Source organism: Streptococcus sanguinis, assembly GCF_050225395.1.
Taxonomy (GTDB): domain Bacteria; phylum Bacillota; class Bacilli; order Lactobacillales; family Streptococcaceae; genus Streptococcus.
In genome coordinates this window covers 204,032-219,566 of sequence record NZ_CP071431.1, presented here as the reverse complement: position 1 = coordinate 219,566, position 15,535 = coordinate 204,032, and the positions used below count along the sequence as shown (strand labels likewise).

Annotated in this window: 16 protein-coding genes; 3 read left to right on the top strand and 13 right to left on the bottom strand. The window is 42.4% G+C overall.

The features are described 5' to 3' along the window. The first annotated feature begins 73 nt into the window (after positions 1–73). Together J1C81_RS01180 and J1C81_RS01175 are read left to right on the top strand one after the other, a co-directional pair. Complete coding sequence (locus J1C81_RS01180) at positions 74–1,555, top strand: M protein trans-acting positive regulator PRD domain-containing protein (RefSeq protein WP_002916608.1); 1,482 nt, start codon at positions 74–76, stop codon at positions 1,553–1,555. A gap of 89 nt (positions 1,556–1,644) precedes the next feature. Next, positions 1,645–2,990 (top strand): IS3 family transposase gene (locus J1C81_RS01175; protein WP_173334392.1). Its coding sequence is split into 2 segments (ribosomal slippage): positions 1,645–2,095 and positions 2,095–2,990, totalling 1,347 coding nucleotides; the frame shifts between segments, so codons are not numbered across the junction. A 196-nt stretch (positions 2,991–3,186) separates the two neighbouring features. On the opposite strand, the gene J1C81_RS01170 is transcribed toward J1C81_RS01175, so the two are convergent. The 12 genes from J1C81_RS01170 to J1C81_RS01115 form a co-directional block, all read right to left on the bottom strand. Continuing rightward, positions 3,187–3,945, bottom strand: a complete 759-nt coding sequence (locus J1C81_RS01170) for an ABC transporter ATP-binding protein (RefSeq protein ID WP_002916610.1) — start codon at positions 3,943–3,945, stop codon at positions 3,187–3,189. Continuing rightward, on the bottom strand, positions 3,942–4,808 hold the full coding sequence (locus J1C81_RS01165; protein ID WP_002916616.1) for an ABC transporter permease: 867 nt from the start codon (positions 4,806–4,808) through the stop codon (positions 3,942–3,944). Before J1C81_RS01165 ends, J1C81_RS01170 begins: the two co-directional genes overlap by 4 nt. A gap of 97 nt (positions 4,809–4,905) precedes the next feature. Next, complete coding sequence (locus tag J1C81_RS01160; protein WP_002916621.1) at positions 4,906–5,403, bottom strand: beta-class carbonic anhydrase; 498 nt, start codon at positions 5,401–5,403, stop codon at positions 4,906–4,908. A gap of 163 nt (positions 5,404–5,566) precedes the next feature. Further along, positions 5,567–6,052 (bottom strand): GNAT family N-acetyltransferase, encoded by a 486-nt coding sequence (locus J1C81_RS01155; RefSeq protein ID WP_002893940.1) that lies wholly within the window; start codon positions 6,050–6,052, stop codon positions 5,567–5,569. Between the two features lie 289 nt (positions 6,053–6,341). After that, entirely contained in the window at positions 6,342–7,037 is a 696-nt protein-coding gene (locus tag J1C81_RS01150; protein ID WP_002916622.1) for a TIGR00266 family protein, read from the bottom strand. Between the two features lie 113 nt (positions 7,038–7,150). Beyond that, positions 7,151–7,867 carry a TIGR00266 family protein gene (locus J1C81_RS01145; RefSeq protein WP_002916623.1) on the bottom strand — a complete coding sequence of 239 codons (717 nt, stop codon included), beginning with the start codon at positions 7,865–7,867 and terminating at the stop codon, positions 7,151–7,153. A 116-nt stretch (positions 7,868–7,983) separates the two neighbouring features. Then, a complete protein-coding gene (radA, locus tag J1C81_RS01140) occupies positions 7,984–9,351 on the bottom strand; it encodes a DNA repair protein RadA (RefSeq protein WP_080557044.1) in 1,368 nt (455 codons plus the stop codon). A 5-nt stretch (positions 9,352–9,356) separates the two neighbouring features. Then, positions 9,357–9,989, bottom strand: coding sequence for a methyltransferase domain-containing protein (locus J1C81_RS01135; RefSeq protein WP_002916625.1), 633 nt, complete (start codon positions 9,987–9,989; stop codon positions 9,357–9,359). 52 nt (positions 9,990–10,041) lie between these two features. Next, positions 10,042–10,557 carry a histidine phosphatase family protein gene (locus J1C81_RS01130; RefSeq protein ID WP_002916626.1) on the bottom strand — a complete coding sequence of 172 codons (516 nt, stop codon included), beginning with the start codon at positions 10,555–10,557 and terminating at the stop codon, positions 10,042–10,044. An 18-nt stretch (positions 10,558–10,575) separates the two neighbouring features. After that, positions 10,576–11,034: a cysteine hydrolase family protein gene (locus J1C81_RS01125; RefSeq protein ID WP_002916630.1), complete on the bottom strand. Its 459-nt coding sequence runs from the start codon at positions 11,032–11,034 to the stop codon at positions 10,576–10,578. 9 nt (positions 11,035–11,043) lie between these two features. After that, a complete protein-coding gene (locus tag J1C81_RS01120; protein WP_002916631.1) occupies positions 11,044–11,487 on the bottom strand; it encodes a dUTP diphosphatase in 444 nt (147 codons plus the stop codon). Between the two features lie 217 nt (positions 11,488–11,704). Continuing rightward, on the bottom strand, positions 11,705–12,394 hold the full coding sequence (locus tag J1C81_RS01115) for a gamma-glutamyl-gamma-aminobutyrate hydrolase family protein (RefSeq protein ID WP_002893948.1): 690 nt from the start codon (positions 12,392–12,394) through the stop codon (positions 11,705–11,707). 228 nt (positions 12,395–12,622) lie between these two features. Here J1C81_RS01115 and J1C81_RS01110 point away from each other — a divergent pair, with 228 nt between their 5' ends. Further along, positions 12,623–14,596, top strand: a complete 1,974-nt coding sequence (locus tag J1C81_RS01110) for a peptide ABC transporter substrate-binding protein (RefSeq protein ID WP_002916632.1) — start codon at positions 12,623–12,625, stop codon at positions 14,594–14,596. Positions 14,597–14,712: 116 nt separating this feature from the next. On the opposite strand, the gene J1C81_RS01105 is transcribed toward J1C81_RS01110, so the two are convergent. After that, positions 14,713–15,501 carry an ABC transporter ATP-binding protein gene (locus tag J1C81_RS01105; protein WP_412774827.1) on the bottom strand — a complete coding sequence of 263 codons (789 nt, stop codon included), beginning with the start codon at positions 15,499–15,501 and terminating at the stop codon, positions 14,713–14,715. Between the last annotated feature and the right edge of the window lie 34 nt (positions 15,502–15,535).

The window sequence follows — 15,535 nt, the reverse complement described above, 5'->3', positions numbered from 1 at the left end:
TGAGGTTAAACGCATAAAATATGGTATAATTGCCTGATAATAAAAACACTATATAAAGAAAGATAATATTTTAATGCGAGAATTACTATCTAAAAAGAGCCACAGGCAATTAGAACTACTAGAACTACTATTTAAAAACAAACGCTGGTTTCATATTTCTGAACTGGCTGAACTATTGAATTGTACAGAACGTTCAGTAAAAGATGATTTATCCCATGTCAAGTCTGCGTTTCCTCAATTGATTTTTCACTCGTCTACTAATGGCATACGTATCATTAATACCGATGATAGTGATATTGAGATGGTCTATCACCATTTTTTTAAGCACTCAACCCATTTTTCAATTTTAGAATTCATCTTCTTTAACGAAGGATATGAAACTGAGAGTATTTGTAAAGAGTTTTATATAAGCTCTTCATCACTCTATCGTATAATCAGTCATATTAACAAAATTATAAAAAAACAATATAATTTTAAAATTAGTCTCAATCCTGCTCGGATTATTGGAGATGAGATTGATATCCGCTATTTTTTTGCACAATATTTTTCGGAAAAATATTATTTTCTTGAATGGCCCTTTACAGATTTTTCAGTAGAACCTTTGTGTAAGCTGTTAGCACTGGTCTATAAAGAAACTGCATTTCCTGTCAATTTCGCAACTCAAAGAATGTTAAAATTGCTCCTAGTTACAAATTTATATCGAATAAAGTTTGGTCATTTCTTGGAAGTTGAGAAAGATTCTTTTAACAATCAATTGTTAGAATCTTTCATGCAGGCAGAAGGAATCGAAGACATTGTAGCGAGCTTTGATTCTGAATATCATATCTCTTTGAATAAAGAAGTGATAGGCCAACTATTTGTCTCCTATTTTCAAAAAATGTTTTTCATTGATGAAAATCTATTTATGAGCTGCGCAAAAACAGACAGCTATGTAAAAAATTCGTATCAATTATTAAGTGATTTGATTGATCAGATAGAAAGCAGATATAATCTAAAAATAGACAATAAGGACAATCTTATTTGGCATTTGCATAATACAGCACATCTGCACCGTCAGGAACTATCTACAGAATTTATTCTGTTTGATCAAAAAGGGAATACAATCAAGAACTTTCAAAATATTTTCCCTCAATTTGTTTCAGATATTAAAAAAGGGATTGAACACTACCTAGAGACTTTGGATATCCATAGCACACCAATGAAAGTCAACCACCTATCCTATACTTTTATCACTCATAGCAAACATTTAGTGCTGAATCTTTTACAAAATCAGCCTAAATTAAAGGTTTTAGTCATGAGTAATTTTGATCAGTATCATGCAAGATCGGTAGCAGAGACACTTTCTTATTATTGCAGTAATAATTTTGAACTTGAAGTTTGGAATAAATTAGAATTATCAATCGATTCTTTAAAAGAATCACCTTACGATATCATCATTTCTAATTTTATTATTCCACCCATTGAGAACAAGAGACTGATCTATTCCAATAATATTAATACGGTCGCACTCATCTCCTTACTTAACGCAATGATGTTTATTCGATTAGATGAGTGATTTAGACTATTTTGATAACAAAAAAACCGCAATCATGAACTGCACCCCAAAAGTTAGACATAAAATCTAACGATTGGGGTGCTATTTTTATGAAATTGAGTTATGAAGACAAGGTTCAAATCTATGAGCTCATAAAACAAGGTTTAAGCTTTAACCAGCTTTCAAAAAGATTTGGTGTGGATGTTTCTGGACTAAGGTACATGATTCGCCTGATTGACAGGTATGGGTTAGCCATTGTCCAAAAAGGGAAGAATAGTTATTATTCTCCAGAACTGAAGCAAGAGATAATAGATAAAGTTCTGATTGATGGGCAATCTCAGAAACAGACGTCCTTAGATTATGCCTTACCAAATTCTAGTATGATTTCAAGGTGGATTGCGCAATACAAGAAAAATGGCTATACTATTCTTGAGAAAAGAAGAGGGAGACCAATAAAGATGGGGCGTAAACCAAAGAAGACTTGGGAACAAATGACAGAGTTGGAACGACTCCAGAAAGAATTAGACTACCTTAGAGCGGAGAATGCGGTGCTAAAAAAGCTGAGAGAATACCGATTGAGGGACGAAGCAAAGCTCAAAGAGCAACAGAAATCATCCAAGAATTAATCGGTCAATTTTCTCTAGCGACTCTGCTGGAAATCCTTGATTTATCACGGTCAACCTATTACTATCAAGTCAAGCGACTAGCTGCTCAAGAAGATCAGGACATGGCCTTAAAGGAGCTCATTCAAGACATCTATGATGAACATCATGGCAATTATGGCTATCGTCGCATCCATCTGGAACTAAGAAATCGTGGTTTTATCGTCAATCACAAAAAAATACAACGTTTGATGAAGAGGTTAGGCTTAAAAGCCCGTATCCGCCGCAAACGCAAGTATTCATCATACAGAGGGGAAATAGGTAAAAAGGCTGATAACCTCATTAACCGTCAGTTCAGTGCATCTAAACCTTATGAGAAGTGTTATACTGATGTGACAGAGTTTGCTTTAGCAGAAGGAAAACTCTACTTGTCCCCTGTGTTGGATGGTTACAACAGCGAGATTATTAACTTCACTGTGTCACGTTCACCAGATTTGAAACAAGTTCAGAGCATGCTTGAGAAGGCCTTTCCAGCTAAATCATATAGTGGAACAATCCTTCACAGTGACCAAGGCTGGCAATATCAGCACCAATCTTATCATCATTTTTTAGAGAACAAGGGCATTCGTCCATCCATGTCACGTAAAGGGAACAGTCCTGATAACGGAATGATGGAATCTTTCTTTGGGATACTTAAATCTGAGATGTTTTATGGTCTTGAGACATCATATCAGTCCCTGGATGAGCTTGAGCAAGCTATTGCGGATTATATTTTTTATTACAACAACAAACGAATTAAGACAAAACTAAAAGGACTTAGCCCTGTTCAATACAGAACTAAATCCTTTGGATAAATAAATTGTCTAACTTTTGGGGGTCAGTACAAAATCTGTGGTTTTTATTAATCTATGAGAGCAATTTGAAGAAAAAGGACATAGTCCTATTTAACAGAGAACCAAATCCTTTTGATTATTATTTGTCTAATTTTGTGAAGCAGTACATTATTTAGTACATATTCTTTCTCTTGTTTTTACAAAACTCTGAGCAAGCCTATTCAAACAAGCCATAATAATCCGCGATGGTCATCTTGGCTTTCTCGTCTTTGTTTAAGTCCTGAATAATCCGCCCATCTTTCATAACGATTAGTCGGTTGCCGTATTTGAGGGCATCCTCCATGTGATGGGTAATCATGAGGGCTGTTAGGAGGTCACGACTGACAAACTCATTGGTCAGCTCCATCAAGGCTACACTGGTCTTAGGATCCAGTGCTGCAGTATGCTCATCCAGAAGCAAAAGCTCTGGTCGCTTGAGCGTTGCCATGAGCAGGCTCAAAGCCTGTCTTTGCCCGCCAGAGAGAAATTCAATCGGTGTATCCAGATGCTTGTCCAGGCCATTGCCGATTTTCTCAATCGTCGCCTGAAACTCTTCCCTGTAACTGTTTAGTCCACGGGGCGCCAAGCCACGCTTTTCACCTCGGAATTTGGCAATAAGAAGATTTTCCGCCACTGTCATGCGCGGAGCTGTTCCCATCTTAGGATCCTGAAAGACACGGGACAGGTACTTGGCCCGCTTTTCTGGTGAAAAATGAGTGACATTTTCACCCAAGATATGAATACTGCCGCTGGTTAGGGGGAGAGTTCCGGCAATGACATTGAACAGGGTTGACTTTCCTGCACCGTTTCCACCTAAAATCGTAATAAAATCATGCTCATGAATATCTAAAGAAACATCATTTAGGATGATTTTTTCTTCATCAAAGCCGCTCTTTACAAGCTTGGTTGCATTTCTTAATTCTACAATCGCTGTCATTTGCTTAACTTGGCTCCTTTAAAGAATTTATTTTTCAGGGTTGGAATCATGAGACAGACGGCCAGAATCACCGCACTGTAGAGACGGAGATAGTTGGTATTAAACCCGAGAGCAATAACGCCCCAGATCAAGAACTGATAGGCAATCGCACCAACTACAATGGTAATCAGACGCTCTGCCAAGGTCAGACTCTGGAAGAGCACCTCGCCAATGATAAGACTGGCCAGACCGACAACAATCACTCCAATCCCACGGGAAACATCTGCATAGCCTTCCTGCTGGGCAATCAGCGCCCCAGCCAGAGCAATCAAGCCATTTGACAGAATCAGTCCCATCAACTCCATACGGCCAGTATTGATCCCAAAACTGCGAGCCATATCCGGATTATCTCCGGTCGCGATATAGGCCTGCCCTAGCTTGGTATCCAAGAAAAAGAGCAGAGCTGCAATCACTAGACTGACAAAAATCAAACCAGTCAAGAGGTCATTGACTTCCCCTGAAAAAGGCAGAATATCCTGAATTTTGCTGCTTCCTAAAAGCCCCAGATTGGCACGGCCCATCAGCATCAGCATGATAGAGTGGCAGGAGGTCATGACCAAAATCCCAGAAAGCAGAGTCGGAATTTTCCCCTTGGTATAAAGCAGACCTGTCACGGCACCCACAGCACAGCCCGCTAAAACGGCTGCTGCTGTTGCCAGAAAAGGATTGACTCCCTTGGTAATCAAGGTAACGGCCACCGCCCCACCCAAGGGGAAAGAGCCTTCTGTCGTCATATCAGGAAAGCCCAGAATCCGGAAGGTCATAAAAATACCTAGACCTAAAACGGCCCAAACCAATCCCTGAGAAATAATGGAAAGAATCATAACATTGTCCTAACTAATTAAAATCGTTTCTCTATTTTAACATAAAAAAGGAGCCAATTTCAATGCTGATGCGCAGACAAAGAAATTGACTTCCTAACTATTCCTTAACAACTGTCATTCGACCAGTATCTACATCATAAACCGCACCTGAGATTTTTACATCAGCTGGGATTAGCGGTGACTGCCGCAGCAAGGCCATATCCTCACGCACACTTTCCTCTACATCTGTAAATGGCAAAAAGTCCTGCTCGCTGACATCGACACCTAGTTCTTTATGAAGATAGGCCGTAAAATCTTCATTCTTAAAGGTCTGTGCCCCGCAGTCTGTATGATGCAAAACCACGATTTCCCGCGTCCCTAGCTGCTGCTGAGAGATGACCAGTGAGCGAATCATGTCCTCCGTCACCCGACCGCCAGCATTGCGCAAGATATGGGCATCTCCTAGTGCCAGTCCCAGAGCCTGAGCCACGTGAAGCCTAGAGTCCATGCATGTCACAATAGCTACCTTGGTCTTGGGATTGATGGGCAGATGTGCTGTCCCATGCAAATCAACATAAGCTTTATTGGCCTTCATAAAGTTTTCAAAATATGACATTTTGACTCCTGACTAATTATATTATTTGATGTTCAAACGAATTAACCTTATCATACTAGGTTTTGGCTTTAGAACTTCCCTAACTTCAAAAAAGAGAGAACCTATATGAACTGCTCTCTGTGCTAGCTTTTATCACCCACTACAGTTGACAAAGAGCCGTGAGTTATAACTTCTTAAAGTAGCGAGCAACGGGCCATTGTTCAAAACCAAAGTTCTCATAGGTTTTACGAGCCGGTGCATGACCTAGATCACCACCCGTCTCAACCATGACCATTTCCATTCCTTTTTGTTTAATCTGATCACAAGCATAGGTCATGAGCGCTTTTCCAATACCTTGACGCTGATATCTTGGAGCAACAGCTAGGATATAAATCTCACCCATCTTATCCTCAGGGTGCAAGCGAATGTGAATCCATCCGACTAATTCTTCCTCCAGAAAAGCTAACCAGGCAAACTGACTCTCTTCATTTAAGACTGCTGTTAGATCATTGATTTGCCTTTTTTCCCACCCTTGAGGATAAAAATTATCATAAACAAACTTAGGAACTCCTTTTTCCATTTTTGGAAAAACTGGAGACCAAGCTTGAATTGATAATTCTAAAACAGCCTCTTTATCCAATTTCTGATAAGGTTTTATAGTAATTGTCACTTTATTCTCCTAACGTTTCTTTAATCCGCCAAAAATGCCACGAACGAGTTCGCATCCGATGGTGCTAACAGCTAAATCATAAAGGCGGCCGTTGCCTTTTCAAGGCTTTATTGGCCTTCATAAAGTTTTCAAAATAAGACATTCTTTCCCCTTGCTAATACTTTGACGTTCAAATAATTTTATATTATCTTACCATCTTTTCTGTTATTTGTCAGTTCTCGACTTTGTTACAAAAAAATAGGACAGTCAAATCCAGCATCTAGACTGGTCTTCTGTCCTAGTTTTTTTGTTATGAGCTTCTTGGAATAAACTTGCTGAGTGAGCCTGCAAAGGTTTGAAGATTGAGACTTTGCACATAGACTTCACCAGTACCTTGGAAGGTGTTGACTACTCCTTCACCCGTTCCGATAGACTGCCAGAAGCCATTTTCCAGATGGATATTATAATTCAAAGACTGGCTCCAAGCTACTACATGGGCATTGTCAATTGTCACTTCTTGGTTATGAAGCTCAATTTTCTTAATTGAACCAAAGGCATTGGCCAAAAGAGTGCCCTGACCTTGAGTTGTCATAACGAAGAGACCCCCTTGCCCTCCAAAGATAGCCTTGCCGACAGACTGGCGCTCCATGGTATAGTAAGCCGTACCATCAAGAGCTAGGAAGGCGCCGTCATTAAGCCGATATTGCTTTTCGCCTAGCTGAAGAGGAATGACTTGACCAGGAGCATCTGGCGCTAAAGCAAGGTAACCATTATCAGACTGGGCAACAGCCTGAGTAATAAAGGTACTTTCACCAGAAACCATTGACCGCCCTACAGCCTTGACAAAACGTCCCAAGCCAGAACCGCTGGCATTGAGCTGGGTATTCAGGGTCACATTCGGCGTGTGGTAGACCATGCTGCCACGCTGGATAAAGACGGTTTCTCCTTGATTGAGCGACAACTCAACCAAAGGAAACTGCATATTACTATCCATAGAAAATCGCATAAGAAATACCTCCTTCTTATTATGACTTGATTATAACATTTTCATATATTTTGGACAAAGGAAAACTGAAGCATCAAAAAAGAAGAGACTGCCTGAGTCTCTCCTAGAAATTTTCAAGAATTGTCAATATTCAGGTGTGGGCGAAGAACATTTGCAAAGGTTTCAATATTGAGACTTTGGATGTAAATTTCCCCAGTTCCATAGAAGGTATTAACCACTCCTTCACCAGTCCCCATGGACTGCCAGAAACCATTTTCTAAATGAATATCATATTCCAGCTCTCGACTCCATGCTACTACGTGAGCATTGTCAATCGTTATCCTATCATTATGCAGCTCGACCTTTTGAATCGAGCCAAAGGAATTTACCAAGAGTGTCCCCTGACCTTGGGTACTCATCACATAAAAGCCTCCTTGGCCACCAAAGAGAGCTCGACCCACCGACTGCCTCTCCAAAGTATAAGAGGCAGAACCATCCATAGCCAGAAAAGCTCCATCATTAAGGCGGTATTGCTTTTCGCCTAGTTCCAGAGCAACAATCTGACCAGGTACATTAGGCGCTAAGGCTAGACGACCGTTATTTGATTGAGCAGTTGCTTCAGTGATAAACACTCCTTCGCCAGAAGCCATAGAACGGCCCACAGCTTGGATTGCCATGCCAAAGATTGATTGAGACTCTGCATTCACTTTAGCATTCAAGACAACGTTGGGGGTGTGATATATCATGCTCCCAGTCTGAATACGAACAGACTCTGATGCATCTAAGGCAATCTCCGCCAAGGGAAATTGAGCATTGTTGGTAATAGAAACATTCATACGATGATCTACCATGGTTGATTATCCTCCTAAAAAATCTGGAAAAACAACTTATAGGAAATTCCAGATAAATCCTATTTTTTCTAGCAATATTATAGCACGCACAACAACTTTTCGCAATACTACTTTAATCAAGAAAATACTTTCTTTAAGACTTCCCCAATCGTCGTCACACCGATGACTTGGATATTGTCTGGAACTTTGAGGCCGTTCAGAGAGTTTTTAGGAGCGTAGACTTTGGTGAAGCCCAGCTTTGCTGCTTCGTTGATGCGCTGCTCGATGCGGTTGACCCGTCGGATTTCGCCAGTCAGGCCAATTTCACCGATAAAGCACTCTTGGGGATTGGTAGGTAAATCCTTGTAGCTGGAAGCAATGGCTACCGCCACCGCCAAATCAATGGCTGGCTCATCTAGCTTGACGCCGCCAGCTGATTTGAGGTAGGCGTCTTGATTTTGCAGGAGGAGCCCTGCCCGTTTTTCCAGAACCGCCATGATGAGGCTGGCTCGGTTAAAGTCCAGTCCAGTTGTGGTCCGCTTAGCATTGCCGAACATGGTTGGTGTCACCAAAGCCTGCACCTCTGCCAAAATCGGCCGCGTCCCTTCCATGGTCACGACAATAGACGAACCTGTCGCGCCATCCAGACGCTCTTCTAGAAAGACTTCACTTGGATTGACAACCTCAACTAGCCCACCAGACTGCATTTCAAAAATGCCAATCTCATTGGTTGAGCCAAAACGATTTTTAACTGCCCGCAAAATACGGAAAGTGTGCTGACGTTCGCCCTCAAAATAAAGCACGGTGTCCACCATGTGCTCTAGCGTTCGGGGGCCAGCTAATGTTCCTTCCTTGGTCATGTGACCAACGATAAAGGTCGCAATATTATTGGTCTTGGCCAGCTGCATGAGCTCAGCCGTTACCTCTCGAACCTGAGAAACAGAGCCTTGAACACTGGAAATTTCTGGCGACATCACTGTCTGAATAGAGTCGATAATCAGAAAATCTGGCTTGATTTTCTCAATCTCCGTGCGGATATTTTGCATATTGGTCTCGGCGTAGAGATAAAATTCACTGTCAATATCACCGAGCCGTTCCGCCCGCAGCTTAATCTGCTCAGCTGATTCCTCCCCGCTGACATAAAGAACAGTGCCCTGATGAGAAAGCTGAGTGGATACCTGCAAAAGCAGGGTGGACTTCCCGATACCGGGATCCCCGCCAATCAGGACCAGACTGCCAGGTACTACGCCACCACCCAGCACACGGTTGAACTCATCCATTTCCGTCTTGATCCGATTGACATCAATCGAAGTGACCTCAGCCAGCTTCATGGGCCGAGTCTTTTCACCTGTCAAGGAAACACGAGCATGCTTGACTTCTGCAGCCTCTACTTCCTCAACAAAAGAAGACCACGCTCCACAATTAGGACAGCGGCCTAGATACTTGGGCGAATGATATTCACAATTTTGACAAACAAAGGTCGTTTTTTTCTTAGCGATGGTGATTCTCCTTATTTTCTAATAATCCAAACAAAAGTAGATAAGACCTGACACACTTGCTCTATATTAGTAAAGCCAGCCTCTTCTAATAGGTTTGCAACTTCTTGAGGCGAGAGGGTATTCATCAAACTAGCTTGATTCTCATAAGTACGCTGAACTTGTTGCTGATTGGCTCCTAGCTCTGAAGTAAGTGTTTTCCAATAGCCCAGTTGCTGGTTGGAAAAAAAGCTAAGAATCAGAAGGCCACCTTCACTTAAAGAATTATAAATTTTTCGAAGAAAAAAGCTGGGATTTTCAACAAACTGCAACACTAGCAAGCAAGAACAAATCTGATAAGTAGAAGGCAGCACTGCTTCTTCAAATCGACTATTAAGATACTCCGCTTGAGGCAGATGAACCTGTCTTTTAAGCTCTTGTAGCATCGCCTCACTTGGCTCCACAACCGTCAACCCTGCCTCAGGAAATAAGGATGCCAAACCATTTAACTCATCCGTCTGGCTTGCCAAAGCTAACACCTTATCGACTTTTAAACTGGGTGCTAACCTAAGCAATACTCCTCGGAAAATCACATCTAGCATCACATCATAGCCTGGAATTTTCTGACGAATTTCTGTTGCATAGTCCTTGTTCTTAAATTCTTTCATATTTTCTTCTATCTCAAAATCCTTTTATTAAGATTCTTTTTACAACGAAACATTAAAACTTCAATTCACATTCAGCAAACTGGCAAAAATCAATCTGCTGATCAGGTACAAACTGGCGGATGAGCATGCGATGAGCTACAAGACCCACTGTCTCGTAGTCTCTGTATTTGCTTATGGTGTGCAAAAAGCGGGCTTTCATCTGCTCAGCTGTCTCATACCGGACAGGACTTCCTGAAGGAAGTGAGCCTTTATTTTCAAAAAATAACTTCCGAGCCTGCTCAAACTTTTCTATCCCACTCTCATATACCTGCCATTCATGCAGCAAAGGCTCCACAAAAAGCGGCAGTTGGCGGTCTCGAATCAAATAGGAAGCCGTCTCCAAAGCTCGCGTCACAGAAGATGAAATCAGAATTTCCGCCTGTTCCAGCAAAGGATTAGTAGCGGCCTCTGTCGCCATCTGGCGACCAGCAACTGACAAGGGAGCCAAATCTAGTCCAAAGCCAGTGTAACCAACCTCTTCCAAAAGTGAATAATCTGGCTCTCCATGGCGGATAAAAATGATTTTCATATTAATGTCCTCATAAAGCTATCCAATCTTGATTCCGCAATCTTGCCATTGCTTCAGTGTTTTAGAGAATTTCTTCTGGTTGGCAACTCCGACAGCGGACAAATCGATGGAAACCTGATAATTCTCCTTGACAGCTGCCAAAACGGAAGCCTTGACACAGCCATTGCCATCTACCCCTATAAAATCTATGCTTTTAGCACCGTTTCCCTCTAAAAAATCTTTTAAATCCGGATTAGTAAAGCAAGAAGCCCGACGCTTCTCAAAGATGCGAGAAGATACAACCTGCAAACCAGTCGCAAATTTCTTCTTCCTATCTTTTCTCTCCCAGAAAAAACGGTTGAGAATATAGATAACTCGGTCGCTGGGATAACTGGCTATTTTGTCATTGACAGCCGCAGTCAGTTCTTCATTATCATATGCTTTTCCTGCAGCAACATAATCTGACTGCATATCTACAACTAATAAATAGTCTGCCATTTTCTTTCTCTATTTCCCTGTCGATCCAAATCCGCCGGTCCGCACACCATCTGCTTCATCTCCATCCGCAATTAGAAATGGTGCAAAAACGGCCTGCACCACACGTTCGCCAACTTCAAGGACGACTTCCTGATCCGTGATATTCTTCATTTGGGCAAAGATATGGCCTTCGTTTCCAGGATTGCCATAGTAGTCGCCGTCAATGACCCCAACGGAGTTAATCAAGACCAGGCCTTTTTTACGAGGGTTGGACGAGCGGTCGTAGAGATAAAGCACCTCGCCCGGCTGCATATAGGCCTTGACACCAGTCGGAACCAGCTTAATCTCCCCTGGCGCAATGAGGGTACGCTCCGCCACTTTCAAGTCGTAGCCAGCTGCGTGAGCCGTCTCTCTCTTGGGCAACAAATCTTCATTTGTAAAGCTGGAAACCAGCTCGAATCCGCGAATTTTCATGCATTTCTCTTTTCTATTTTTGCTGTCCCTATTATACTAAATTCGCAAAGAACAAGCAAAAAAACCGCCAATTGGGCGGTTCTTATAGGGAGATTATTATGAAAAAGAAAAGTTTTAGGATTTCTAAACAAAGTTAGGAGGTCTTTGTTTATGGTCTTAGTATAGAACACTTATCTTAAATTTTCCTAAAAGTAACTTAAAAAAATGAAATAATTTTTTACAGCTCTTGCAAGAGGTACTGAAACAGCTCCAAATTGCCCTTTTCTTCGTTTATTAAAAACTCCGGATGCCATTGAAGGCCTATGATACGATGATTGTCAACCGATTCAATCGCTTCGATGGTATTGTCTCTTGGATCAAAAGCTGTCGCGCGGAAATTAGGCGCCAAGTCTTTGATGCTTTGGCGATGGACCGAATTAATCTGGCTAGCCTGACCAAACAAGCGCTCCACAACGCTATCTTTCTCCGTACGAATGGAGTGCGAAGTACCAAATGGCAAGCCCTGCCAGTGATTTTCGATATGCTGATTAAGAGTACCGCCAAAAGCAACATTTACCAACTGCAGACCGCGGCAAATCGCCATGACTGGCTTATTTTGGCGCAGGGCTTCTTTCAAGAGTGCCAGCTCAAACTCATCACGGACAATATTGTAATCGTCACTGTCAATGGTTTTTTCTTCCCCATAAAACTGCGGGTGAACATTTTGCCCGCCTGATAAAATCAGCTTGTCAATCGTTTCTACATAATCCTGAACTAAACTTTTATCCCCAACGGGAATCACCATCGGCAGGCCACCAACCATTCGTACGCCGTCCACAAACTTGCGTGAAACAGAGGTGTGAATATTTTTCCCAGCTTCATCGACTGGACAAAGATTGGCTGAAATTCCAACAATTGTTCTGCACATACCGTGATTCCCCCTTATTTTGATATAGTATATCTTACCATTCCTCTGCGAAGCCGTCCAATAGATTTTTTTAAAGCTGGTTATAAAAATTTTTTATCAGAATATGCAACACTATAAATCTCTTTTTTAAAATTTAGAAAAACATTTCAGAATTATCAGAAAATTATTTACTTTTGGCAGAAATTTGTTATAATAAGCAGTGTAAAAACTCATGACTTGGAGGTCCCTATGAGAAAATCAAAAATTCTTCTTACCGCAGGGCTCACTCTGCTCTCTGTCGGCTTACTTACAGCTTGCTCTGGAGGCGGAAGTTCCCAATCCAGCAAAAAAATCTACAGCTATGTCTTTACGTCTGATCCAACAACTTTGGACTACATCCAGTCGGCAAAGGGGTCTACCCACGAGCTGACTACAAATGGTGTAGACGGCTTGCTGGAAAATGATAAATATGGAAACTTAGCTCCGTCTATCGCAGAAGATTGGACAGTCTCTCCAGATGGTCTCGTCTATACCTATAAGCTGCGCAAAGATGCCAAGTGGTATACCGCTGATGGCGAAGAATACGCAGATGTCACGGCTCAGGACTTTGTGGCAGGTATCAAACATGCTGCTGATGTCAAATCAGACGCTCTCCCTCTTATCCAAGATTCTATCAAGGGTCTGAGTGAATATGCAGCCGGTACCAACAAAGACTTTTCAGCTGTTGGAGTCAAGGCACTGGACGATCATACGGTTCAATATACACTCAACAAGCCTGAAACCTACTGGAACTCTAAAACAACATCAGGTGTTATGATGCCGGTCAACGAGGCCTTCCTAGAAAAGCAAGGCAAGGAATTCGGTCAGGCAACCAAAGCAGATTCCATTCTGTATAACGGTCCATTTATCATGAAATCCATTACTTCTAAATCCTCTGTCGAATTTGAGAAGAACTCTAACTACTGGGATAAGGACAAGGTCAAGATTGATGGTGTCAAACTGTCTTACTACGATGGTTCTGACCAAGATTCATTAGCGCGGACCTTCGGAGATGGCGGCTACAGTTTGGCAAGACTCTACCCAGCAACTTCCAGTTATTCCTCAATCGCTGAGAAATACAAAGATAATATCTTCATGACAGAAGCAGGAGCGGGTGTCGCTCTAATCAGCTTTAACATTGACCGTCAAAGTTATAACCACACTTCTAAAACCAGCGATGAACAAAAAGAAGCTACCAAAAAAGCTCTGCTAAACAAGGACTTCCGCCAAGCTCTAGCCTTTGCCCTTAACCGCGAAAGCTATTCAGCTCAGGTCAATGGAGAAGATGCAGCCAAGCCAGCTGTCCGTAATCTCTTTGTTCCGCCAACCTTCGTACAAGCCAATGGCAAGGAATTTGGCACTCTGGTCGAAGAATCACTGGCTTCCTATGGTGACGAGTGGAAAGGTATCAAGCTGGATGACGGTCAAGACGGTCTCCACAATGCTGACAAAGCCAAAGCGGAATTTGCCAAAGCCAAGCAGGCTCTTGCAGATGAAGGCGTACAATTCCCAATCCATCTAGACGTTCCTGTCGCTCAGAATTCTACTAACTTCGTCAACCGCATGCAATCTCTGAAACAGTCATTAGAAAAGGCTTTAGGCAAGGACAATGTCTCTGTAGACCTGCAGATGCTGGCTGAGGACGAAGCACTAAACATCACCTTCAATGCTGAAGCTGCTAGCCAGGAAGACTGGGATATCAACGGTCTCGTTGCTTGGGATCCAGACTACCAAGATCCATCTACTTACCTGGACATTTTAGTGCCAGGTAACAGCACTCAGACCAGAACCTACCTTGGATTTGAAGACAAAGATAATGCTGCTGCTAAAGCTGTAGGACTGGATGAGTATAGTAAACTGATCGAAGAAGCCGGAAACGAAACACAAGATGTTGACAAGCGTTATGAAAAATATGCTGCAGCTCAAGCATGGCTGACAGATAGCGCCCTCGTTGTGCCAACTATGAGCAGCAGAGGAGCAGCACCATTCATTTCTCGGATTGTGCCATTTACAAACTCTTATGCTCAGACAGGTACAAAAGATGCCAACTATCATAAATACGTGGAAATCAGTGATGAGATTGTCACGACTAAAGATTATCAGAAGGCCCAAGAAAAATGGAAAAAAGAAAAAGAGGAATCCAATAAAAAGGCCCAAGAGGATCTGGCTAAACATGTGAAATAATCACTACTTTGATGTTAATTAAAAATCCAGCAGAAAAAGAAACCTGCTGGATTTTTTTAATTTTCTATCTAATATTTTCAAAGTCTGGCTGATTATCCAGCTGCAAAACCAACCATCTACTCAAACACAAACTGATTATGATAAAGTTCTGAGTAGAAACCGCCGAGTTTGAGGAGCTGGTGATGATCGCCCTGTTCGATAACCTCTCCATCTTTGAGGACGATAATCTGGTCTGCATTGAGGATTGTCTTGAGGCGGTGAGCAATGACAAAGCTAGTTCGGCCAGCCACAACGGCTTCCATGGCTTGCTGAATCTTACTCTCCGTCACCGTATCGACATTGGAAGTCGCTTCGTCCAAAATCAAGACTTGCGGATCCGTCAGCAAAGTTCTAGCAATGGAAATCAGCTGTTTCTGTCCAGTTGAGAAAATATTCTGGTCATCATCTACCATAGTATCGTATTTGTCTGGCAGACTTTCGATATAGTCATGGATATGAGTCGCACGCGCAGCCGTTTCGACCATTTCCTGACTGGCATCTGGTACACCGAAGCGGATATTGTCCCGAATCGTGCCACTAAAGAGCACCGAATCCTGTAGGACAATGCCCACATGACTCCGTAAGCTATCCAGCTCATAGTCTCGAATGTCGCGACCGTCAAACTCAATGCTGCCACTATCCACATCATAAAAACGATTGAGCAGGTTCATAATGGTCGTCTTGCCTGATCCAGTCGGGCCAACAACAGCCGTCATCTTGCCCTTAGGGGCTAAAATAGACACGTCTTTGAGGATAGGCTTGCCTTCTACATAAGAGAAGTCCACATGCTTGATCTCCACAGAGTCTGTAAGCTCTGTGAAAGCAGGTGCATTCTCTGGCCGGACTTCCTCTGGTGCATCAAACATCTCCTGAATCCGGTCAGCCCCTGTAAAGGCCAAC

Excerpts from the sequence above, each read along its gene's own strand:
- J1C81_RS01180 (WP_002916608.1), top strand. The coding sequence starts at position 74 with ATGCGAGAATTACTATCTAAAAAGAGCCACAGGCAATTAGAACTACTA.
- J1C81_RS01170 (WP_002916610.1), bottom strand. The coding sequence starts at position 3,945 with ATGACAGCGATTGTAGAATTAAGAAATGCAACCAAGCTTGTAAAGAGC.
- J1C81_RS01165 (WP_002916616.1), bottom strand. The coding sequence starts at position 4,808 with ATGATTCTTTCCATTATTTCTCAGGGATTGGTTTGGGCCGTTTTAGGT.
- J1C81_RS01160 (WP_002916621.1), bottom strand. The coding sequence starts at position 5,403 with ATGTCATATTTTGAAAACTTTATGAAGGCCAATAAAGCTTATGTTGAT.
- J1C81_RS01150 (WP_002916622.1), bottom strand. The coding sequence starts at position 7,037 with ATGCGATTTTCTATGGATAGTAATATGCAGTTTCCTTTGGTTGAGTTG.
- J1C81_RS01145 (WP_002916623.1), bottom strand. The coding sequence starts at position 7,867 with ATGGTAGATCATCGTATGAATGTTTCTATTACCAACAATGCTCAATTT.
- J1C81_RS01135 (WP_002916625.1), bottom strand. The coding sequence starts at position 9,989 with ATGAAAGAATTTAAGAACAAGGACTATGCAACAGAAATTCGTCAGAAA.
- J1C81_RS01130 (WP_002916626.1), bottom strand. The coding sequence starts at position 10,557 with ATGAAAATCATTTTTATCCGCCATGGAGAGCCAGATTATTCACTTTTG.
- J1C81_RS01125 (WP_002916630.1), bottom strand. The coding sequence starts at position 11,034 with ATGGCAGACTATTTATTAGTTGTAGATATGCAGTCAGATTATGTTGCT.
- J1C81_RS01120 (WP_002916631.1), bottom strand. The coding sequence starts at position 11,487 with ATGAAAATTCGCGGATTCGAGCTGGTTTCCAGCTTTACAAATGAAGAT.
- J1C81_RS01115 (WP_002893948.1), bottom strand. The coding sequence starts at position 12,394 with ATGTGCAGAACAATTGTTGGAATTTCAGCCAATCTTTGTCCAGTCGAT.
- J1C81_RS01110 (WP_002916632.1), top strand. The coding sequence starts at position 12,623 with ATGAGAAAATCAAAAATTCTTCTTACCGCAGGGCTCACTCTGCTCTCT.
- J1C81_RS01105 (WP_412774827.1), bottom strand. The coding sequence starts at position 15,501 with ATGTTTGATGCACCAGAGGAAGTCCGGCCAGAGAATGCACCTGCTTTC.